At 70.6% G+C, this 19,781-nt stretch carries 19 protein-coding genes and 1 riboswitch; of the genes, 11 read left to right on the top strand and 8 right to left on the bottom strand.

From position 1 onward, the window contains the following. The first annotated feature begins 12 nt into the window (after positions 1–12). Positions 13–1,047, top strand: coding sequence for a hypothetical protein (locus C6V83_RS14810; RefSeq protein ID WP_105943032.1), 1,035 nt, complete (start codon positions 13–15; stop codon positions 1,045–1,047). A 4-nt stretch (positions 1,048–1,051) separates the two neighbouring features. Here the strand turns inward: C6V83_RS14810 and C6V83_RS14815 are convergent, their stop codons facing one another. Together C6V83_RS14815 and C6V83_RS14820 are read right to left on the bottom strand one after the other, a co-directional pair. Continuing rightward, positions 1,052–2,422 (bottom strand): NAD-dependent succinate-semialdehyde dehydrogenase, encoded by a 1,371-nt coding sequence (locus C6V83_RS14815; protein WP_105943033.1) that lies wholly within the window; start codon positions 2,420–2,422, stop codon positions 1,052–1,054. A 10-nt stretch (positions 2,423–2,432) separates the two neighbouring features. Then, entirely contained in the window at positions 2,433–3,890 is a 1,458-nt protein-coding gene (locus C6V83_RS14820) for a WS/DGAT domain-containing protein (protein WP_234353761.1), read from the bottom strand. Positions 3,891–3,933: 43 nt separating this feature from the next. On the opposite strand from C6V83_RS14820, the gene C6V83_RS14825 reads away from it, so the two are divergent. Further along, on the top strand, positions 3,934–6,378 hold the full coding sequence (locus tag C6V83_RS14825) for an acetyl-CoA acetyltransferase (RefSeq protein WP_105943034.1): 2,445 nt from the start codon (positions 3,934–3,936) through the stop codon (positions 6,376–6,378). A gap of 161 nt (positions 6,379–6,539) precedes the next feature. Further along, positions 6,540–6,749 carry a CsbD family protein gene (locus tag C6V83_RS14830; protein WP_105943035.1) on the top strand — a complete coding sequence of 70 codons (210 nt, stop codon included), beginning with the start codon at positions 6,540–6,542 and terminating at the stop codon, positions 6,747–6,749. Between the two features lie 66 nt (positions 6,750–6,815). Here the strand turns inward: C6V83_RS14830 and C6V83_RS14835 are convergent, their stop codons facing one another. Beyond that, a complete protein-coding gene (locus C6V83_RS14835; protein ID WP_105943036.1) occupies positions 6,816–7,130 on the bottom strand; it encodes a DMT family transporter in 315 nt (104 codons plus the stop codon). 11 nt (positions 7,131–7,141) lie between these two features. Further along, a riboswitch (guanidine-III (ykkC-III) riboswitch) is annotated at positions 7,142–7,209 on the bottom strand. 745 nt (positions 7,210–7,954) lie between these two features. Here C6V83_RS14835 and C6V83_RS14840 point away from each other — a divergent pair. Continuing rightward, complete coding sequence (locus C6V83_RS14840) at positions 7,955–9,634, top strand: HNH endonuclease signature motif containing protein (RefSeq protein ID WP_105943994.1); 1,680 nt, start codon at positions 7,955–7,957, stop codon at positions 9,632–9,634. A 112-nt stretch (positions 9,635–9,746) separates the two neighbouring features. Then, positions 9,747–10,136 carry a hypothetical protein gene (locus C6V83_RS14845; protein ID WP_105943037.1) on the top strand — a complete coding sequence of 130 codons (390 nt, stop codon included), beginning with the start codon at positions 9,747–9,749 and terminating at the stop codon, positions 10,134–10,136. Between the two features lie 57 nt (positions 10,137–10,193). On the opposite strand, the gene C6V83_RS14850 is transcribed toward C6V83_RS14845, so the two are convergent. Together C6V83_RS14850 and C6V83_RS14855 are read right to left on the bottom strand one after the other, a co-directional pair. Beyond that, positions 10,194–10,847: a response regulator gene (locus C6V83_RS14850; protein ID WP_105943038.1), complete on the bottom strand. Its 654-nt coding sequence runs from the start codon at positions 10,845–10,847 to the stop codon at positions 10,194–10,196. Continuing rightward, positions 10,844–12,004 carry a histidine kinase gene (locus C6V83_RS14855; protein WP_105943039.1) on the bottom strand — a complete coding sequence of 387 codons (1,161 nt, stop codon included), beginning with the start codon at positions 12,002–12,004 and terminating at the stop codon, positions 10,844–10,846. The genes C6V83_RS14850 and C6V83_RS14855 overlap by 4 nt, the downstream gene beginning before the upstream one ends. A gap of 154 nt (positions 12,005–12,158) precedes the next feature. Between C6V83_RS14855 and C6V83_RS14860 the strand changes: the two genes are divergently transcribed. Together C6V83_RS14860 and C6V83_RS14865 are read left to right on the top strand one after the other, a co-directional pair. Then, positions 12,159–13,100 carry an ABC transporter ATP-binding protein gene (locus C6V83_RS14860; RefSeq protein ID WP_199832533.1) on the top strand — a complete coding sequence of 314 codons (942 nt, stop codon included), beginning with the start codon at positions 12,159–12,161 and terminating at the stop codon, positions 13,098–13,100. After that, positions 13,097–13,906, top strand: coding sequence for an ABC transporter permease (locus C6V83_RS14865; RefSeq protein ID WP_105943041.1), 810 nt, complete (start codon positions 13,097–13,099; stop codon positions 13,904–13,906). Before C6V83_RS14860 ends, C6V83_RS14865 begins: the two co-directional genes overlap by 4 nt. A gap of 215 nt (positions 13,907–14,121) precedes the next feature. Here C6V83_RS14865 and C6V83_RS14870 read toward each other — a convergent pair whose 3' ends face one another. Both C6V83_RS14870 and C6V83_RS14875 read right to left on the bottom strand, forming a co-directional pair. Next, a complete protein-coding gene (locus C6V83_RS14870; protein WP_105943042.1) occupies positions 14,122–14,580 on the bottom strand; it encodes a peroxiredoxin in 459 nt (152 codons plus the stop codon). Between the two features lie 21 nt (positions 14,581–14,601). After that, entirely contained in the window at positions 14,602–15,387 is a 786-nt protein-coding gene (locus C6V83_RS14875; protein WP_105943995.1) for an enoyl-CoA hydratase, read from the bottom strand. Between the two features lie 522 nt (positions 15,388–15,909). Here C6V83_RS14875 and C6V83_RS14880 point away from each other — a divergent pair. Together C6V83_RS14880 and C6V83_RS14885 are read left to right on the top strand one after the other, a co-directional pair. Then, the gene (locus C6V83_RS14880; RefSeq protein WP_105943043.1) at positions 15,910–16,320 is read left to right on the top strand and encodes a DoxX family protein; all 411 of its coding nucleotides are present in this window, start codon (positions 15,910–15,912) and stop codon (positions 16,318–16,320) included. Between the two features lie 9 nt (positions 16,321–16,329). Continuing rightward, the gene (locus tag C6V83_RS14885) at positions 16,330–16,773 is read left to right on the top strand and encodes a YbaN family protein (protein ID WP_105943044.1); all 444 of its coding nucleotides are present in this window, start codon (positions 16,330–16,332) and stop codon (positions 16,771–16,773) included. 84 nt (positions 16,774–16,857) lie between these two features. Here C6V83_RS14885 and C6V83_RS14890 read toward each other — a convergent pair whose 3' ends face one another. Further along, positions 16,858–18,624, bottom strand: coding sequence for a GNAT family N-acetyltransferase (locus C6V83_RS14890; RefSeq protein WP_105943045.1), 1,767 nt, complete (start codon positions 18,622–18,624; stop codon positions 16,858–16,860). Between the two features lie 73 nt (positions 18,625–18,697). Between C6V83_RS14890 and C6V83_RS14895 the strand changes: the two genes are divergently transcribed. Both C6V83_RS14895 and C6V83_RS14900 read left to right on the top strand, forming a co-directional pair. Continuing rightward, positions 18,698–19,480: an alpha/beta fold hydrolase gene (locus tag C6V83_RS14895; RefSeq protein ID WP_105943046.1), complete on the top strand. Its 783-nt coding sequence runs from the start codon at positions 18,698–18,700 to the stop codon at positions 19,478–19,480. Continuing rightward, entirely contained in the window at positions 19,477–19,761 is a 285-nt protein-coding gene (locus tag C6V83_RS14900; RefSeq protein WP_105943047.1) for a SelT/SelW/SelH family protein, read from the top strand. Before C6V83_RS14895 ends, C6V83_RS14900 begins: the two co-directional genes overlap by 4 nt. Positions 19,762–19,781: the final 20 nt, after the last annotated feature.

Consider the following 19,781-nt stretch of genomic DNA (forward strand, 5'->3'; position numbering starts at 1 on the left):
AGATTCTCGCCTATGACTGAGTCAAGCCTCCAGGCGAGCGACGTGGTGAAGCTTCCCGTTCGGCTGGGTTTCGCCGCCGCGGGCATCGCCCTCGGCACCGTCGAATCGGCGATCAACGTCGCACGCGTCGCGGTGACCGGCGTGGAGACCGAGGTGAACGCGGCGCTGGGCATCCGCGGAGGCAGCGAAGTGGCCTCCACCGGCGCTCCCCTGCAGATTCTGGCCCAGGTCGCGACCTTGCTCGCACCGGACCGCCCGGTCGGACGGCTGCTCGCGCCGAATGGCCCGCTCGACCGGCTGAGCCGGCGCGGCGGTGTCATCGACCGCCTCACCGCCTCCGACGGCCTCCTGGAGAAGCTCACCGCCAAGGGCGGTCTGCTCGACATGATGACCGACGAGAACGGCGCACTGATGCGGGTGGCGGCCAAGGACGGCCCCATCGACCGGCTCACCCGCGACGGCGGCGTCATCGACCAGTTCACCGAGAACGACGGCATCCTCGACCGCCTCACCAAGCCCGGCGGCGCCATCGACCTCCTGACCGACGAGAACGGTGCGCTGATGCGCATCGCCGCCAAAGACGGCCCGCTCGATCGACTCACCCGGCCGGGCGGCGTGATCGACCAGATCACCGAGAACGAGGGCATCCTGGAACGCCTCACCAGCCAGGGCGGCGTCGTCGACAAACTGACCGCACCCGACGGGGTACTGGAGAAGCTCGCCCAGCCCGGCGGCGTGCTCGACCGCGCCGCCAGCGACGACGGCCTGCTCGACCAGCTGGTCGGAGAGGGCGGCGCATTGGAGCAGATCATCGCGCCCGGCGGCCCGCTCGACAAGTTCGCCGAGCTGTCCGAGACCCTCGCCGCCCTTCCCCCGAACCTGGCCGAGATGCAGGAGACCGTCGACCACCTCAACGAGGTGGTGGAGCTCCTGAACCGCTCCGTCGCCCCGATCGGCGGCCTCGCCGACCGCCTGCCGAAGCGGCTCACCCGCGGGAATCCGCGCGCCGTGTCGCAGCAGGCGGCGATCGACAACTACGTCGAGTGAGTCGCTACTTGGCGATCCGACGCAGACGCACGTTCGCGAACTCGCCGAGACCCCACGGCCCCAGCTCGCGCCCGTAGCCAGACGCCTTGACGCCGCCGAACGGCAGACCCGGCAGCGTGGTGCCGTGCTCGTTCACCATTGCCATGCCGACGTCGAGGCGGTCGGCCAGCGCGGTAGCCCGCTCCACATCCGTGCTCCACACCGACCCGGACAGCCCGTAGTCGACGTCGTTGGCCAGTTCCACGGCCTGATCGTCGTCGCTCACCGAATAGACGACGGCGACCGGGCCGAAGATCTCCTCGCGATACGCGTCCATCTCCGGCGTGATCCCGGTGAGCACCGCCGGCGCCATGAACGCGCCCGGCCGGTCGAGGGCCTCGCCGCCGGTGTGCAGCGTGGCGCCCTGCGCCACCGCCCGCCTCACCTGCTCCACCACCTGGTCACGAGCGGCCACCGACGAGAGCGGACCGACCTGCGTCTCCGGATCGGCGGGGTCACCGACTGCCGCGCCCTCGAACGCGGCGGTCAGCTGAGCCACGAAGTCGTCGTACAGCTCCTCGTGCACGATGAACCGCTTCGGCGAGTTGCAGGCCTGCCCGCAGTTCATCAGCCGGCCCTTCGCCGCACCGGCCGCCGTGGCTGCGACGTCCGGGGTGTCGAGCAGGATGAACGCATCCGATCCGCCGAGCTCGAGCACCGACTTCTTGAGATGCTTGGCGGCGGTCTGCGCCACCGCGGCGCCGGCCCGGCCGCTGCCGGTCAGCGACACGCCCTGGATCCGCTTGTCGGCGATGATGTCCGCCGCCTGCTCGTTGGTCACGTACACGTTGATGTACGCATCACGCGGTACACCAGCAGCGTGCGCGATCTCTTCCATCACCGCGGACGACGCCGCGCAGATCGGCGCATGCTTGAGCACGATCGTGTTGCCCAGCAACAGATTCGGGGCCGCGAAACGCGCCACCTGATAGTAGGGGAAGTTCCACGGCATGATCCCGAGCAGCGGACCGATCGGCGTCCGGGTGACGATCGACGACGCCGCGCCCTGCGGATCGAGCTCCTCGGACTCCAGCAGCGCCGGACCGTGCTCTGCGTACCAGTCGTAGATCATCGCGGTGAGCATCAGCTCCCCCTGTGCCTGAGCGGGCGGCTTGCCCATCTCGGTGGAGACCAGCTCGGCGAGCTCACCGATCCGGTCCCGGTACGCGGCCGCGGTGGCACGCAGCATCCGGACGCGCTCGTCGATCGACGTCTCGCGCCAATGCTTGTACGCCTCGGCCGACCGAGCGAGAACCTCTTGCACCTCCTCGTCGCTCAGGGTGTCGAAGGTGCGCTCGACGGCGCCGGTCGCGGGATTCTCGGTGACGTAGGTCATGCTTCGCACTCTACGGCGAAATCGCCTTCGTGAGGAGATCGATCACGGAGGCGGCGTCGGGCACCGCGTCCGGGTCCGACGTGACCGAGATCGTCACCGTCGAACCGAGCCCGTGCAGGCCGATCGTCATGGCATGGGCGGCGGACAGCGCCGGGAAACCGGCGGTGAACAGCACCTCTCCCCCGTCGAGCGTCAGATCGGCGGGCCCGCGATTCACCGACGACACCACGGTCGCACCGGCGACGTACGACGGCGCCTCGCCGGTGGCGCTCAGCCGCGCCGCGAGCGCACGCAGCACCGGCGGGGTGATCTCCGCGGCCCGGCGCTGAGCCCACGCGGCCAGTCCGCTCCGCCGGTCACCGGCACGGGCGTCGGCGATCTCCGCGGCGACGGCCGCGACTCGCTCGGGAAACTCCAGATCGGCCCTCAGCCGGATGGTCACGTTGTGAAAGTCGTTGCGGGGTTGGGAGACTGACCGCTTCTTCGTGGGTGGTTTCGACTCGTGGCTCCTGAGCTCCGTGGAAGGGCTGCGCTCGCTCAACCATCGAAGAGAACCCCACCTCCGATCAGGCGGTCCCGGTCCGGCCGCGAGCGAATGCCCCACGGTCAGCTCGACGGCGAGCTCCGGGGCGGCGTCGCCGAGACACTCCGACAGCACGTCCGCGAGAACGGACAAGAAGGCGACGGTGACCGCGGGTCGTCGCGCATCGCCTCCAGCGGCAGCCCGCAGCGTGTCGACATCGGTCACGATGACGTCGATCCGGCGACGCGGTCCGGCCGGGCGGTTGAAGACGCTCGCCGGGAGCGGGTCGGGGCCGGCCGTCCGCGGCCCGTCGCCGGACCAGGACAGGAGTCCAAGACCGAGTCCCGCGGCCACGCGCACCGGCACCTGCAGCGCGCCGCCGACCGCGGCGAGCACACCGGGCGGACGCGCCGCAGGCACCGCCCCGGGCGGCACCGAACCCCCGAACAACGCGCGCGCCAGCGCCGACGCTCCACGCCCGTCAGCGAGCGCGTGCGACACCTGGAAGACGACGACCCAGACCGGACCGTCGGCGCACGGCGCACCGGTCGACGGCCCGAGCAGATGCAGCCGCCACGGCCGCACCGTCGCCTCGAGCCCCTCGGTCAGCAGGCCGGCAACCTGCGCACGACAACGATCCCAGGTGTCGGCGCCGTCGTGCACCACGAAGGCATCGTCGTCGATCGGCGCGGGACACCACCGAGGGAAGGCGAGGTCGGCCGGTGCGGGCGCGACGCGCAGGTGCAGCTCGTCGACGGCTTCGGCACGGCGACGCAGGGAATCGAGCACTCTGCGTCGATCGCCCGCGCCGCCCGGGGTTTGGTCTCGACTCCGCTCGACCAGCGAAGTCGGGCGCAGGGAGAAGCAGTAGAGCAGGAACTGGTCGTTGACGCGGTGGCGCGAACGCCAGAACATGTCCGCATCCGCCGGGGCCAACTCGCCCATCGCACCTCCCCGTCCGTCGATCTGACTCAAGGGTAAGGTGCGGATGCATGCCACGCGAAGGAGTCCGCCCGTGACCGAGTCCAGCACTCCGGAGGCCGTCTCCGCCCTCCCCGTCTCGATACCCGGCGTCGATCCGGACACGCCGGTGATCGTCGGCGTCGGCCAGGCCGCCGAACGGCTCGACGACCCCGGCTACGCGGCCCTCGGCGAGGCCGATCTCGCAGCTCGAGCGGTCGCGGCCGCGTTCGACGACACCGGCGCGCCTGCCGAGCGGATCGCGTCGTCGATCGACGTGGTCGCGGCCGTCCGCTCGTTCGAGAAGTCCAGCCCCGCTTCGGCTTCGCCGCTCGGCCGACCGGACAACATGCCCCGCGCCGTCGCCGCACGCACCGGGATGCACCCGCGCCGCGCGATCGAAGAGGTGACCGGCGGGCAGAGTCCGCAGCACCTGGTGACCGAGTTCTCCGGCGAGATCGCCGCCGGGCGCGCCCACGCCGTCGTCCTGCTCGGCGCCGAGGTGATGTCGACGGTGCGGCGCGCGCTGACCGGTGACGGCGAGAAGCCGGACTACACCGAGCACGTCGACGGCCAGCTGGAAGACCGCGGATTCGGCATCGCCGGACTCACCTCGGTGGAGGAGGTGAAGCACGGCCTGGTGCTGCCGACCCACCAGTACGCGCTCCTGGAGAACGCCCGTCGGCACCGCCTGGGACTGAGCCGCGCCGAGTACGCCCTCCAGATGGGCGAGCTGTTCGCCCCGATGACCCGGGTGGCCGCGCAGAACCCGTACGCGGCTGCCCCGCGCGAGCACACGGCCGCCGAGCTCGCGGAGCCTTCCGAGCGCAACCGGCTGGTCGCGCTGCCCTATCCGCGACGCCTGATCGCGCGCGACCAGGTGAACCAGGCGGCCGCGGTGGTCCTGATGTCGGCGGCCGCCGCCACCGCCGCCGGGATCGACCCGAGCCGTTGGGTGTTCTTGCACGGGCACGCCGACGTCGTCGAACAGCCGCTGCTGGCCCGTCCGGACCTGTCCCGTGCTCCGTCGCAGCCCGCCGCGCTGACCGAGGCGCTGCAGATGGCCGGCACGAGCATCGACCGCATCGACCACTTCGACCTGTACAGCTGCTTCCCGATCGCCGTGTTCAACGTCGCCGAGGAGTTCGGCCTGGACGCCGACGATCCCCGCGGGCTCACCGCGACCGGCGGCCTGCCCTACTTCGGCGGGCCCGGCAACAACTACTCGATGCACGGCATCGCCGAGATCGTGCAGCGGGTGCGGCGCGACCCCGGGGCGCTCGGGCTGGTCACCGCCAACGGCGGGGTCCTGAGCAAGTTCTCGGTCGGGATCTACTCCACCGAGCCCGCGCCCTGGCGGCCGTCGACGTCGTCGCGCCTGCAGGCCGAACTCGACCGGCGCGAACGGATCCCGTTGTGCCGCTATGCCGACGGGCCCGCCGTGATCGAGACCTTCACCGTCGCCGACCCCGGCGGCGACTCGCGGATGGGCCTGGTGATCGGCCGCACCCCGGACGGCGCGCGCTTCCTCTCCACCGTCGAACGCGGCGACGACGCCCTCTTCGACCTCCTCTGCGGCGACGACGATCCGGTCGGCGCGCAGGTCTTCGCGCGGTCGTCGGCCAAGGGGAACACGGTGACGCTCGACGAGGCGACGATGGACCGACTCCGCCCGCGCCGGCCGATCGGCTTCCGGGACTCGTACGACGACGTGCTCGTCCGCCGGGACGGGCACGTCCTGGAGATCGTCATCAACCGGCCCGAAGCCCGTAACGCCTTGCGCGCCAAGACCAACGCCGAGCTGGACGAGATCTTCGACGCCTACTTCGCCGACCCGGACCTGTGGGTCGCGATCCTCACCGGCGCCGGTGAAAAGGCGTTCTCCTCCGGGAACGATCTGGCGGCCAGCGGCGGCGTCGGCGCCCTCGCGGTCCCGGAGAACGGCTTCGGCGGACTCACCTCGCGGCGGGACAAGCCCAAGCCGATCATCGCGGCGGTGAACGGGTTCGCGCTCGGCGGCGGATTGGAGATCGCGCTGGTGAGCCACCTGATCGTCGCCGACGAGCACGCCACCTTCGGCCTCCCCGAGGTGCGGGTCGGGCTGGTGGCCGCGGCCGGCGGGCTGGTCCGGCTGCCGCGCGTGATTCCGCCGGCCGTCGCGCAGGACATGCTGCTGACGGGTCGTCGTCTCGACGCTCAGGAGGCGCTGCAGTACGGGCTGATCTCGCGGATCGCCCCGCACGGCGACGTGCTGGCGCTGGCCCGTGAGGTGGCCGCCGAGATCCTGGCCGGATCGCCGACGTCGGTCCGGGCCTCGATCGCGGTGACGGCCGCCGCCGACGCCGACGCCGACACCGTCACCGCCGTCCGGGACAGCGTGTCCGTGCTCGACACGGTGATCGTCAGCCAGGACACCACCGAGGGGATCATGGCCTTTGTCCAGAAGCGCGAGCCGCGCTGGACGGGACGCTGACCTGCAGCGCTGCGGACTCCCGCAGAACTCGGTAGCGTCGGAACCGCCGCCGCTCACGGCGGCGCCGACCCGCACGGAGGGCACGACCCGCCCGGACTCCGACGTCCCCGCGGGAACTCCATGCACCAGGGCCGCGATGTGATTCGACACGAGGAGGACCCATGGGAATCGCCGACGACGCACAGAACAAGGCCGAAGATCTGAAGGGCCGCGCCAAGGAAGCCACCGGCGCGGTGACCGGAGACGAGGATCTCAAGAACGAGGGCAAGGCCGACCAGGGCCTGGCGGGCGCCAAGGAGAAGGTCACCGAGGCCGCCGACAAGGTCAAGGAAGGCGTGGACTCGCTCAAGGACAAGCTCACCGGGCGCTGATCCGCGCACCGCAGAACCGTCGTCGACGGCGGCCGACCCTCGTGGGCGGCCGCCGTCGTCGTCCGTTCAGTGCGCCAGCTTCAGGCCGATCACGCCGCCCACGATCGCCAGGATGCACAGGATCCGCACGGTGCTCACCGGTTCGGCGCCGGTGACCATCGCGAGCACCACCGTCAGCATGGCGCCGATGCCGACCCAGACGGCGTACGCGGTGCCGGTCGGCAACTCGCGCATCGCGTAGGCAAGACCGGCCATCGACACCACCAGCGCCGCTCCGAAGATCAGCGACGGGGTGAGCCGGCTCAATCCCTCGGACCGGCCGAGTGCGGTGGCCCAGACGGCTTCGAGAATTCCGGACAGGACGAGAACAATCCACGACATGAGTGGCTCCTTGGCCACCGTCTTGTCGCGGTCCGGGTACGGCGGGCTCGTCCGGGAAACGCCGGGTTGCGGCGCTCGCCGACCAGGATATCCGATCGGGCAGGGGACAGTGATGACACCAATCACCCCAGTCAGCGCTTGAGTTTCCACCACCGAAAACTCTGACGCGCACCCGCCCCGCAAAGCGGAGATCAGATGTGTCAGACCGCCGTCGTAGAGTGACGTCAGACACATAAAGAGAACCGGAACCAACGGTCCTGCCAGCGGGAACAGCACTTCGGGGGAGGTGAACATCGTGACCGTCAACGGCATCTTCGCACGACGACGCTGCCGGGTGCGCGCGATGGTTCGGTCGCTGCTCCGGCCGGTACCGATTCTGCCGGTTTCGAAATCACCCCCTCAGCGTGTTGTGGGTTGAGCCCGTGCGAGGCGCCCATCGCTTGTTGAGCCGGTGCGAGGCCCCAGCCGAGCACCGAGTCGAAACGCCCCCTCGCTCGTTGAGCCGGTGCGAGGCCCCAGCCGAGCACCGTGTCGAAACGCCCCCTCGCTCGTTGAGCCGGTGCGAGGCCCCAGCCGAGCACCGAGTCGAAACGCCCCCTCGCTCGTTGAGCCGGTGCGAGGCCCCAGCCGAGCACCGTGTCGAAACGCCCCCTCGCTCGTTGAGCCGGTGCGAGGCCCCAGCCGAGCGCCGAGTCGAAACGTCCTGCCCGCGAAGCGAAGAACAGAATTGTCAGAGGGTCGCCGTAAAGTGATCTCAGACACACAAGAAGAACCGGAAACCTCGGTTCTACCAGCGGAAACAGCACTTCGGGGAGGTGAACATCATGGCCGTCAACGGCATCTCGTACAACGACGACGCTACCGCTGCTGCGGGCGCGACCGATCGCGCCACCCCCACCGACGCCACGGACGTGTTCGATCCTGCGGTGTTGCTCGCCGGTCTCTCACCAGCCCAGCTGCTGGCGGTGCAGACCACTGCCGAGCAGCGCCTCACCGCGGAGGCGACCGCGCTGGTGGCCGCCGAGTCCGACGACGCCCTGCTGGGGCTGCTCGATGTCCGCGAGCAGACCCGCCGCCGCGCCGAAGTGTTCGATGCCGCCCTGTACGTCGAGGTCTCGGACCGGGGCGTGTACCGCACCGCCGGGCATATCTCGGTTCATCAGTTGTACGCGTTCGGGCTGCGTCTGGGGGCCGGTGAGGCCCGCCGACGCCGGGTCACCGCCGAGGGCATCGGCGCGATGGGCGCCCTGACCGGCGAACGCCTCGAACCTCGCCTGACGGCGACCGCGACGGCGGTCGCGGACGGAGACGCCGGCGGCGCGCACGTCGCCGCGGTCACCGAGATCATGGACAAACTCCCCTCGGCGGTCACTCACGATCAGCGCGTCAAAGCCGAAGCGATGCTCGCTGATGCGGCGCGGCGTCTGGACCCGGCCGCGGTCACCGTGGTCGGTAACCGGATCCTGGCGTGGCTCGACCCCGACGGCACCCTGGCCGACGACCACGACCGGGCCCGTCGGCGTACGTTCAACCTGCAGCCGCAGAACCGGCAACTGATGAGCAAGGTCCGGGCGCTGCTCACCCCGGTGCTGCGCGCGAAGTTGGAGGTGGTCTTGCATCAGTGGGCCACCACCGGGATGAACAACCCCGACGACCCCGACTCCCCCCGCGGCGCCGCCGACCAACCCGGCCTCGACCCCGCCGTCCTGGCAGCTGCGGCAGAGCGGGACACCCGCACGCTCGGGCAGCGTCAGCATGACGCCCTCCAAGCATTGTGCGACTGGGCCCTCGCGCTGGCCGGGCAACCCGCACCCACCCGGATCCCCTCACAAGTCGTGGTCACCGTCACCGACGAGGACCTGGCCCGGCAAGCTGGGATCGGCTGGACCGCCACCGGCACCCGCATCCCGGTGTCTGATCTGGTGCAGTTCGCCGCCGACACCATCCCGTATCTGGCAGTGTTCTCCAAGGCCACCGGACAAGTTCTCTATTTGGGGCGCGCGAGCCGGTTCGCCACCGCGGCGCAACGGTTGGCGTTGTTCGCCCGCGACCGGGGCTGCACCGCGCCGGGCTGCACCGTCCCGTTCATCCGCACCCAAGCCCACCACATGCCCGATTGGACCGACGACGGTGTCACCGATATCGATCGTCTGGGTGGGGCGTGCGGACGGCACAACCGCATGAACGGCAAGACTGCCGGGCATTGGGAGTCGACGGTCCTCACCTTCGGGCCCGACTCCGGACGCGTCGGGTGGCGGCCCGTCGGACGCGGCACTCCGTGGCAGAGCAACATCATGTTCCACCCCGAACGCCTCGCACCCGACCCCAGCCGCATCCCAGCAGCAGGTGAACCGCCCGCCGACACCAGACCGCCCGGCAACACACGAATGCCCGACGTCAGCGCATTGCGTGAAGTGATCGCTTCACCGGACGCGACCGGGCCACCGGGCGAACACCGGACTGCCCGTCCATTCCGGATCGTGCACGGACACTGGGTCGCCTGACACCGGGCCACTCGGCGACCTCGCAACACCCGGCGACTGCCGAGCAGATATGCCGGGCATCACAAGTACCGTGGAGGATGTCATCGAGTTCGCGAGACCGGGAGGACGACCCATGGCGCAGAACGACCCCTTCGGACCGGGCGACGACGACTTCGACCGCTTCGCCCGCGAGGTCGGCGAAGGACTCAAAGACATGGTCGGCAAGTTCCTCGCCGGGCAGGGCGGACAGGCCGCGTGGTCCAGAATCACCGACGCGGCGGCCCGGCCCCGGCGCACCGAGCCGGCGGCGCACGCAGCGCCCGGATCGGAGCCGGCCGGCGGGGTGTGGGCCGTCCTCACGGTCGACGACGACGGCCCGCGTGTGGAGCAGGTGTTCCCCACAGAGATCGAGGCGCTGCGCGCCAACCAGCACAACACCGAACCCGGACGCCGCGTCCGCTTCCTCCCCTACGGCATCGCGGTCGACGCGCTCGACGGCGAGCACACCCCGGAGTCGATGTAGGCCGACACCGCCGCCGGAGACCTGCGTCCTACAGCAGGACCATCGCCTCGCGCGTGCTCAGGCGAGCCCGGCGTCGTGCATCAGGATCGCCACCTGCACACGGTTCGCGACGTCGAGCTTGGTGAAGATCCGGGAGATGTGCGCCTTGACGGTGGGCACGCTCATATAGAGCTCCGCACCGATCTCCGCGTTCGACGCTCCCTTCGCCAGACACTGGGCCACCTCCCGCTCGCGCGCGGTCAGTCGTGCCACCGCGGTGCGGGCGGCCGTCGCCTGATCGTCGTCCCGACCGTCGACCACCTGCTTGATCAGCGCGGCCGTGACCGACGGGCTCAGCGCCGGCCGGCCTCCGAGCACCGTCTCGATGGCGCCGACGATCTCCGCCGGCGGCGTGTCCTTGAGAAGGAACCCGTCGGCGCCCACCGCCAGCGCCCGGACCACGTAGTCGTCGGCGTCGAACGTGGTCAGCACGATCACCGCGGGCGGCTCGGGCAGCGCCTTGATCGCCGCCGTCGCCTCGATGCCGTCCATCACCGGCATCCGCAGATCCATCAGCACCAGATCGATCCCGCCGCCGCGGCACGCGTCGAGCGCCTCGCGCCCGTTCGGGGCCTCACCGGTCACATCCAAGCGCGGGTCGCCGCCGAGCAGCAGGCGGAGCCCAGAGCGGACCAAGGGGTCGTCGTCGACGATCAGCAGCCGGGCGGTCATGTCTGCCACGGTAACCACACCGTCAACTCGAACTTGCCGTCCGGGCCTACCCCGGCCGACTGCTCGCCGCCACTGAGCTTGACCCGCTCGGCAAGGCCCACGAGGCCGAACCCCGACTCCGGCGGCGCCGGAGCGGCCGTGGACCGCGGCGCCAACCCGTTGCACACACGCAGTCGCACCCCTTCGGCCTCCGACCCCGACACCGCCACCCGCACCAGCGCCGACGGCGCGTGCTTGCGGGCATTGGTGAGGCCCTCCTGCAGACAGCGATAGAGGGTGCGCGCCAGCGCCGGCGGCAGGTCGTCGGCCTCGACGTCATAGGCGATGCGCATGCCGGAGGCGCGGTTCTCCTCGATCAGTTCGACGAGGTCGACGGACGCATCCTGGGGCCGCTCGGGGATCGCGTCGCCGGGGCCCTCGCGCAGCACCCCGAGCACCTCACGCAGCTCGGTCAGGGCCTGGCGCGACGTGTCGGCGATGACGGTCGCTGTCTGCTGCACCTCGTCCGGGGTGAGGTCGGCGCGATACGCCAGCGCCCCGGCGTACATGTTCACGGTCGAGATCCGATGCGCCAGAACGTCGTGCATCTCGCGGGCGATCCGCGAGCGTTCGGCCGCACGCGCCTCGCGGACCTTGGCCTCCTGTTCAGCCTCGGCCAGCCGGGCCCGCGACTGCCAGCTGGCCAGCAGTTCCCGCCGCGAACCGATGTACAGGCCGACCGCCACCATCAGGCAGATCAAAGCCACCAGCGCGCCGGCCTCGAAGACGTTGGGCGTCGGAACTTCGGGCACCCGCAGGACCCATTCGGCGAAGATCGCCACGGCGAGTGTCAACAGTGTCATCGGCAGGATCTCGCGCCACCGCCGCCGTGTCGAGAGCGAGACCAGCGACAGGGCCCCCGGGCCGGCCGCGGTGAAGGAGATCATTCCGGCCAGGTTGGTGACGGTGGTGACCGTCACCGGGAAGCGGCGGCGCTGCGTCACCACCAGATAGCTGACCAGGCCGACCGCCAGATCGGTGACGAACCACCAGCGCACATGGTGAAACTGGTAGTCCAGGCGCGGGATCCACGCCATCGCCGACAGAGCGAGCATCAGCACCAGCCGATAGACGTGGCCCCACGCCGTGATTCGCGGCTGATAGTCCTCGGGGCGCACGGATCCAGCCTATTCTGGGCGCTCGGAGCTCGTCGTCGTACCGCGGTCGGGGGCCGCCCCCTACTTTGGTCGCACCGGAGAACCCATTGGTAGGCACCGGAAACCGACCGTCGCCCGATGTGGACGGGACGGCTCCCCGGCGAGGATCGAAGCCATGATCACCGTCGAACACCTCACCAAACGCTACGGCGACTACACCGCCGTCGACGACGTCTCCTTCGTGGCCAAACCCGGTCTGGTGACCGGCTTCCTGGGACCGAACGGCGCCGGCAAGTCGACCACCATGCGGATCATCGCCGGTCTCACCCCGGAGAGCTCCGGCACCGCCCTGGTGAACGGCCGCCGCTACCGCGACATCCCCAACCCGGCCACCAGCGTCGGCGTGCTCCTGGACGCCTCCGCTCAGCACGCCGGCCGCACCGGCGCGGAGATCCTCCGTCTCTCCGCGATGACCCTCGGCCTGCCCCGCGAGCGCGTCGACCAGGTACTGGAGCTGGTCAGCCTGACGCCCGAGGAATCCGGACGACGGGTCCGCAACTACTCGCTCGGCATGCGCCAGCGCCTCGGGATCGCCAACGCACTGCTCGGCGACCCCGAGATCCTGATCCTCGACGAGCCCGCCAACGGCCTCGACCCGGCAGGCATCCACTGGATGCGCACCCTGCTCCGTGACTACGCCGACCGCGGCGGGACCGTCCTGCTCTCCTCGCACCTCCTGCACGAGATCGAGATCGTCGCCGATGACATCGTCGTGATCGGGCACGGCCGCATCGTGGCCCAGGGCACCAAGGACGAACTGCTCGCCGGCGCCGGGACCCGCGTGGTCTCGACCGACGACGACGCGCTCGGCCAAGCGCTCTACGAAGCCGGACTGCGCGCCGAGCGGTCGCCGGACGGCGGATTCACCGTCGACGCGGCGCCGGTGGACGTCGGGGCCGTCGCACTGTCCCGGCAGATCGGCCTGATCGAGCTCCGGCCCGGCGACGGCGCCCGCCTGGAGGAGATGTTCCTCCAACTCACCCAGCGGACGCAGCGCGAGCAGTCGGATGCCTTCGCCCCCAACGCCTTCCCCACCTCGTCTGGAGTCCCGTCATGACCGTCCTGTCCGAGTCCACCCCGTCTCCCGCGCCCGCCCGGTACGACGACCCGGCGCCGATCCCGCTGTCCCGCCTGATCAAGGTGGAGCTGCGCAAACTCGTCGACACCCGCGCCGGCTTCTGGCTGACCGCGTCCATCGCACTGATCGCGGTGGTCGTCATGGTCGTGATGCTGATCGTCGGGCGCAACAATCCGGAGGACCTCGCCTTCGGGAACTTCTTCGGCATGATGAACATCCCGACCGGGATCATCCTGCCGATCATGGCGATCCTCCTGGTGACCGGCGAATGGAGTCAGCGCAACGCCCTGACCACCTTCACCATGGAGCCCCGCCGCGAACGGGTGGTGCTGGCCAAACTGGGCGCGGCGCTGATCGCCGCGGTCGGCGCGGTGGCGGTGGCCGTGGTGCTCGGCGCGGTCGGCAACGTGATCGCCGGCATCGCGATCGGCGGGGACGCCGGCTCGTGGAGCTTCAGCGTCGTCGGCCTGTTCAACGCCTTCCTGCTGCAGATCCTCGGCCTGCTGCTCGGCTTCGGCTTCGCCGCGCTGATTCTGAACACGCCCGGCGCGATCGTCGCCTACTTCGCGCTGCCGACCGTGCTGAGCCTGGTGTCCGAACTGGTCCCAGCCTTCGGCGATCGCCTCGGCGACTGGGTGAACCTCGATCAGACGCAGGCGCCGTTCATGTCGGACACCTGGGCCTCGGGCGGCGAATGGATCCGCCTGGTGGTGTCGTCGCTGATCTGGATCGGGATCCCGCTGAGCCTGGGCATCGCCCGGATCCTGCGCGCCGAAGTGAAATAGCCCTCGGTCGGCCACCCGGCCGAGCGACGTCGAAGGCCGCACCCCGCTTCTCCCTCGGGGTGCGGCCTTCGCGTGTGATCAGCCCTCGAGCGCGTTGAGCGCTCGAGGGAGTCGGTGGTCGCGGAGTGGTCTCGACTTCGCTCGACCAGCGAGGACTTCGCTCGACCAGCGAGGACTTCGCTCGACCAGCGAGGAGAGGCTCGACCAACGGGGACTCAGCCCTCGAGCGCGTTGAGCGCCTTGTCGGCGTGCACGTTCATGTTCACCTCGGACGAGATCACCTCGGCGACGGTGCCGTCCGCGCGGATCGCGAAGGTGGTGCGCTTGGTGGGCATTCCGGCGAGCTTCAGCAGGCCGCCGCGCCCGACGTCGTACGCCTTGGCGACCTCGCCGTCGACGTCGGCCAGCAGCGGATAGTCGAGGCCGTGCTCCTGCGTCCACCGGCCCTGCTTCTCCACGGCGTCCCGGCTGATGCCCACGCGCTGCACGCCGGCGGCGTCGAACTCGGCGCCCAGGTCCCGGAAGTAGCAGGCCTCCTTGGTGCAGCCGGGCGTGAACGCCGCCGGATAGAAGAACAGCGCGACCGGGCCGTCGGCCAGGAACTCCGACAAGCGGCGGACCGTGCCGGTCTGGTCGGGCAGAGCGAAGTCGGGGGCGGTGTCACCGGGTTTCATGCGGTCCAGTCTGCCGCGCGATCAGCGATCCGACCAGACCGGGCGGCGCTTCTCCAGGAACGCGTTGATCCCCTCCTGCGCGTCGCACGTGACGGCGTTGGCGGTCATCGTCTCGGTCATCATCCGGTAGGCCTCCGGTTCGGTCGCGTCGATCTGCTCGTAGAAGGCGCGTTTGCCGATCGCGAGGGTCTCGCCGCTGGACTCGGCGATGCGCACCGCGAGGTCGTCCACGGTCTGCCCGAGCTCGTCGCCCGGCACGACGGCGTTGAGCAGTCCCCAGTCCAGGGCGGTGTGCGCGTCGATCAGGTCGCCCGTGAGCAGCATCTGCATGGCGCGCTTGCGGCCGATCGCGCGAGTCAGCGGCACCATCGGTGTGGAGCAGAACAGCCCGATCTTGACACCCGGCGTGCCGAACCGGGCGTCGTCGGCGGCGACGGCCAGATCGCAGGTGGCCACCAGCTGGCAGCCGGCGGCGAGCGCCATCCCCTGCACCTTGGCGATCACCGGCCGCGGGACGTCGTGCACGGCCGCCATCAGTTCGCGGCACGCCTCGAAGACGATGCGCTCGTCCTCGAGGGTGCGGCCGGCGAGCTCGGCGAGGTCGTGCCCGGCGGAGAAGGCCGGGCCCTCCGCGGCGATCACGATCACCCGCACCCGCGGATCGTCGGACAGTTCGCGCAGCAATCGGGTGGCCTCGCGCATGGTCGCCAGCGAGAGCGGGTTGCGGCGCTCCCGCGCTCGCAGAGTCAGGGTTCCGATCGGCTCGGCGATCTGGGCGGTCACGGCGGCGGTCGTCGTCTCGGTCATGGACTCATCGTCGCGCCGTCGTGCGCGGCCCGCAGCCGGATCGGCCGAACCTGTCCGGCCGGTCAGGATCCACCGCCCGCCCAGCCGACTCGACTCCCTGCCGAGACCGCCGCCCACACGACCTCCCGCCGAGACCGCCCACCCCGCCCGTTGAGCCGACACGACTCCCCGCCCGTTGAGCCGACGGGCCCGCTAGTGTCCCGTGTCGGAAGTTTCTCGATGGTTGCCGGGAGTCCGATGGGCGGCCGGCAAGGCGGACGAGGGAGGGATACCGGCAGGTATCCTGACCGAGGACAACGCCGCCAGACGTTCATCGGGCCCCGGCATACCGCGAAAGAACTTTCGACACGGGACACTAGGGCCCGGCGTGTCGAAAGGCACTCTCTAGAAACACCTTTCGACACGCTCCTCGCCTAGCGGCTCGTCGCAGCTCAAGGAGCGAGGGGAGCGGGGGAACACTGTGGCCGGACGACCCGGTAGGTCGGGGTTCCCGATCGCCCCGCACGGTCGTAGGGTCGGAGTATGGACAGCCGATCGCCGAAAGCACTACTCCAGAGCCCCGACCTGTACCTGCTGGCCGCGGCCGGGCAGGCGGCCGACGCGGTCGCCTGCATCAAGCCGATCGACTACATCAAGAGATGCCTCGACGACGTCGGCTTCCCCGAGGAGCACCGCTGGATCTTCCCGGTGATCAAGGGCGCCTCCGCCGCCGGCCTGGCCAGCGCCCGCTTCTCCCCCGGCCTGGCCCGGCTGACCGCGGTCCTGCTCACGCTCTACTTCTCCCTCGCGGTGGGCTTCCACGTCCGCGCCCGCGATCTCCGGTTCAACTTCGCTGCGGCGAGCTCGCTGCTGGTGTTCTACGGCGCCCTCGCGGTGACCGGACCGCCGCGCACCGATTGCTCCTGCGCCGAGTCCGGCTCTGCGGCACGATAGCCCGTCGCGATGAGCGGCGCGGAACCGCACGCCGGCATCACACCGCGACGAGCGGGCCGCCGCGGCGGGCCGGGCGAGACGACCACCCGGTCACGGTTCCGCTGGCTGTGGTGGCTCCTCGCCTACGTCAGTCTCGGCCTCGGCATCCTCGGGGTGGTGCTGCCAGTGCTGCCGACCGTGCCCTTCGTCCTGCTCGCGGCCTTCGCGGCGGCCCGCGGTTCCGAGCGCCTGCACGCGCGACTGCTCGACGACCCGCGCACCGGCCCGATGATCCGCGACTGGCAGGCCCACGGTGCGGTCTCCCGGAAGGCCAAGTGGCTGGCCACCGGCACCATGAGCTTCTGCGCGGTGCTGCTGTTCGTCGTCTCCCCGATCGTCTGGATCGCCGTCGGCGCGACCCTGATCATGGCCACCGTCTGCACCTGGCTCTGGTTCCGCCCGGAGCCCGCCTGAGCCGGACCGCGATCTGGGACGCACAGTGAACCTCCGTCTGCCGTGACCCGTAGCTGGCCACAAGAACGGGGTTCTCACCCGCTGTCACAGCGCGCGCTTGAGGCCGACATGCTCGGTGGCATAGCCGTTGCGCTCGTAGAAGGCGCGGGCGCGGTCGCGGATCTCGTCGGTGGTCACCTGGACCAGGTCCGCGCCGTGCGCACGACCGTGCTCGTGCGCCCACTCGAGCATCGCGGTGCCCAGCCCACGACCGCGCTCGGATCCCCGGACCCGCAGGCCCTCGATCTGCAAACGCGTAGCCCCGGTCCGGCTGAGCCCGGGCAGCACCGTCAGCTGCATGGTGCCCACCGCCAGGCCGGCGTCGTCGCGCACCACCGCCAGGAAGTGCGAACGCTCCCGCGCGACGACGTCGAACGCCGCCTCGTACGGGCCGTACTCCTCCACCTCTCGCGAACGCCCGATCTCGTCGTCGCACAGGAGCGCGACGATGTCGGGCACGTCGGCGCGGCCCGCACGCTCGATCCGGAACTGCCTGCCGTCCAACGAGATCCGGCTCCGCACCGACAGCCGCGCGCTCTCCTGTAGTCGAGCGACGAGGAGGTCGAGCCACGCGCCCACGTTGGTGCGCGCCTGCTCGGTGTCCGGATAGCGGCAACGCAGATGCAGGCCGGTGCCGTCCAGGATGAACCACAGCATCACCCCGTCGGTCCGGATGCTGGCGCCCACGTACTGCGCTTCCAGACTGGCCGCATCGACCCGGACCGGAAGCCGCCGCAGATCCAGCCACGAAATGGCGAACATGCCCGGCGCCTCCGGCATCCCGCCCCACGGTTCCAGCACGTCCGCCAGCGACCACGACCCGAGACTCACGGCCTCGCGCACCGCCTCGGCGGCCGCCTTCGGGTCGGCGACGGTGCACTCGAGCACCGAGTTGGTGATGAACCACCCGACCGAATCGTGCCAGCGGTCCTCGTACCGGCTGTGCACCGGAAACACCGCACGCAACGGATCGGCGGCCAGTTCGGCGGTCACCTTGGTCATCGTGGCGACGGTCAGCGCGAGCGTCGAGACGCCCTCCGCGCGGGCCTGCGCCGAGAAGCCGGCGCTGTCGTCGACGTCGAACACGTCCCGCACCTCGACCCGCTCGGCCTCGGCCTGCGCAGACCCCAGCGGGAGCGGGAAGCGCGGCATCACGCCGCCGCTGTCGTCGAGGATCTGCGCCCAGCGTCGTCGTACGTCGTCGGGAGCGGACGGCCGGTCGCGGAGGGCGCGCGTGTGCTCGGCGAACGGCGGCACCGGCCGGAGCGACGCCGGGCGACCGGCGCGGATCTCGGTCAGCGCGGCCAGGAAGTCGCGCAGGATCACCAGCATCGACCACATGTCGACGTGCGAATGGTCGGCGGCGATCACCACCGTCGGACCGGCCGCCGTCTCCAGGACGCAGAGTCGGTGCGCGGGTTGGGAATAGGGTGAGCACTCGCGGTCGAGCACCTCGCGCAACGCCTCGTTGACCGCCTCGCCCGGCCCGATCGGATGCTCCACCCAGGCGCCCGGGCGGATCCGCACCTCGTGCAGACGGGGGATGCCGTCCTCGCCGGGCGAGAACGCGCTGCGCAGCGTACCGTGGCGGGCGATCACGGCCAGCCAGGCGTCGGCCAGCGCCTGCCGGGCGACCGGCTCGGGCAGATGGAACGAGAGCGCCATCCACGAACCCGGGCGTTCACCGGCGCCGACATGCCGGCTCTGATCGAACGACACCGGCAGCGCCCGGCCGGGCGGGGAGACGATCACGTCGTAGCCCATCAGCCGGCCGAACGGGAGCCGCAGGTGGGCGACGTTGGTCAAGCGCATGGCGGTAACGTAGCGGCCCCGGGTTTCCGGCGAGGGCGTTCGGGTTTCCACGCTGTTACGAGAGGAGTCGGCCATGACGTTGTTCGACGTCCCCGGTGCACGGCTGAGCACCGCGCTGAGCGACGAGGGTGGCCAGGCCGTGGTGCAGCTGCACGGCCTCACCTCCAGCCGGGCCCGCGACCACGTTCTCGACCTGAACCTCGGGATCGGGCTCTCCGGGACCCGGCTGCTCCGGTACGACGCCCGGGGCCACGGTTTCTCCACCGGCCGCGCCGTCGCCGACGACTACCGCTGGGAGAACCTGGCGACCGACCTGCTGTCCCTCCTGGATCACCGCTTCCCCGGTGAGACGGTGTACGGGGCCGGGACGTCGATGGGCTGCGGGACGCTGCTGCACGCCGCTGTGCGCGAACCCGAACGCTTCGCCGGACTGACCGTCCTGCTGCCGCCCACCGCGTGGGAGACGCGCCGGGCGCACGCGCAGGGCTACCTGGACACCGCGTCGCTGATCGAGGACGAGGGCCTGGAGACCTTCGTCGCGCTCACCCGGCAGGCGCCGCAGCCGCCGGCCACCGTCGGCCGGCCCGAGACCCTTCCCGAGGTCGACGAGGCGATCTTGCCGTCGGTGTTCCGCGGCGCCGCGGCCAGCGACCTTCCCGTCCCCGCCGAGCTCGCCCGCATCGAGGTGCCGGTCCGCGTCCTCGCGTGGACCGACGACCCTTCGCACCCGATGTCGACCGCGGAGCGTCTGACCGATCTGCTCCCGCGCGCCGAACTGACCGTCGCCGCCAGCCCCGAAGAGGTCCGGCGCTGGCCGTCACTGCTGCACGACGACGTCCTGCGGGTGTCGCGATGACCGGGCCGGCGATCACGATCACCTTTTGCACGCAGTGCAACTGGCTCCTGCGTGCGTCGTGGATGGCGAGCGAGCTGCTGTCCACGTTCGGCGACGAGCTCGGCTCGGTGACCCTGGTGCCCGGGACCGGAGGAGTGTTTCGCATCGACGCCGACGGTCAGCAGATCTGGGAGCGCAAGCGGGACGACGGTTTTCCCGACGCGGCGGAACTGAAGCGCCGGATTCGCGATGCCGCGCTCCCCGAGTGGAACCTCGGACATTCCGATTCGGGACATCGCTGAATGGAAATGCGTGATCCCAC

It is taken from the genome of Gordonia iterans (assembly GCF_002993285.1).
GTDB lineage: Bacteria > Actinomycetota > Actinomycetes > Mycobacteriales > Mycobacteriaceae > Gordonia > Gordonia iterans.

Bases quoted from the DNA above. Each gene is read 5' to 3' on its own strand.
- C6V83_RS14825 (WP_105943034.1), top strand. From the start codon at position 3,934: ATGCATGCCACGCGAAGGAGTCCGCCCGTGACCGAGTCCAGCACTCCG.
- C6V83_RS14860 (WP_199832533.1), top strand. From the start codon at position 12,159: ATGATCACCGTCGAACACCTCACCAAACGCTACGGCGACTACACCGCC.
- C6V83_RS14865 (WP_105943041.1), top strand. From the start codon at position 13,097: ATGACCGTCCTGTCCGAGTCCACCCCGTCTCCCGCGCCCGCCCGGTAC.
- C6V83_RS14820 (WP_234353761.1), bottom strand. From the start codon at position 3,890: ATGGGCGAGTTGGCCCCGGCGGATGCGGACATGTTCTGGCGTTCGCGC.
- C6V83_RS14835 (WP_105943036.1), bottom strand. From the start codon at position 7,130: ATGTCGTGGATTGTTCTCGTCCTGTCCGGAATTCTCGAAGCCGTCTGG.
- C6V83_RS14830 (WP_105943035.1), top strand. From the start codon at position 6,540: ATGGGAATCGCCGACGACGCACAGAACAAGGCCGAAGATCTGAAGGGC.
- C6V83_RS14900 (WP_105943047.1), top strand. From the start codon at position 19,477: ATGACCGGGCCGGCGATCACGATCACCTTTTGCACGCAGTGCAACTGG.
- C6V83_RS14840 (WP_105943994.1), top strand. From the start codon at position 7,955: ATGGCCGTCAACGGCATCTCGTACAACGACGACGCTACCGCTGCTGCG.
- C6V83_RS14880 (WP_105943043.1), top strand. From the start codon at position 15,910: ATGGACAGCCGATCGCCGAAAGCACTACTCCAGAGCCCCGACCTGTAC.
- C6V83_RS14810 (WP_105943032.1), top strand. From the start codon at position 13: ATGACTGAGTCAAGCCTCCAGGCGAGCGACGTGGTGAAGCTTCCCGTT.
- C6V83_RS14845 (WP_105943037.1), top strand. From the start codon at position 9,747: ATGGCGCAGAACGACCCCTTCGGACCGGGCGACGACGACTTCGACCGC.
- C6V83_RS14890 (WP_105943045.1), bottom strand. From the start codon at position 18,624: ATGCGCTTGACCAACGTCGCCCACCTGCGGCTCCCGTTCGGCCGGCTG.
- C6V83_RS14815 (WP_105943033.1), bottom strand. From the start codon at position 2,422: ATGACCTACGTCACCGAGAATCCCGCGACCGGCGCCGTCGAGCGCACC.
- C6V83_RS14875 (WP_105943995.1), bottom strand. From the start codon at position 15,387: ATGACCGAGACGACGACCGCCGCCGTGACCGCCCAGATCGCCGAGCCG.
- C6V83_RS14895 (WP_105943046.1), top strand. From the start codon at position 18,698: ATGACGTTGTTCGACGTCCCCGGTGCACGGCTGAGCACCGCGCTGAGC.
- C6V83_RS14885 (WP_105943044.1), top strand. From the start codon at position 16,330: ATGAGCGGCGCGGAACCGCACGCCGGCATCACACCGCGACGAGCGGGC.
- C6V83_RS14870 (WP_105943042.1), bottom strand. From the start codon at position 14,580: ATGAAACCCGGTGACACCGCCCCCGACTTCGCTCTGCCCGACCAGACC.
- C6V83_RS14850 (WP_105943038.1), bottom strand. From the start codon at position 10,847: ATGACCGCCCGGCTGCTGATCGTCGACGACGACCCCTTGGTCCGCTCT.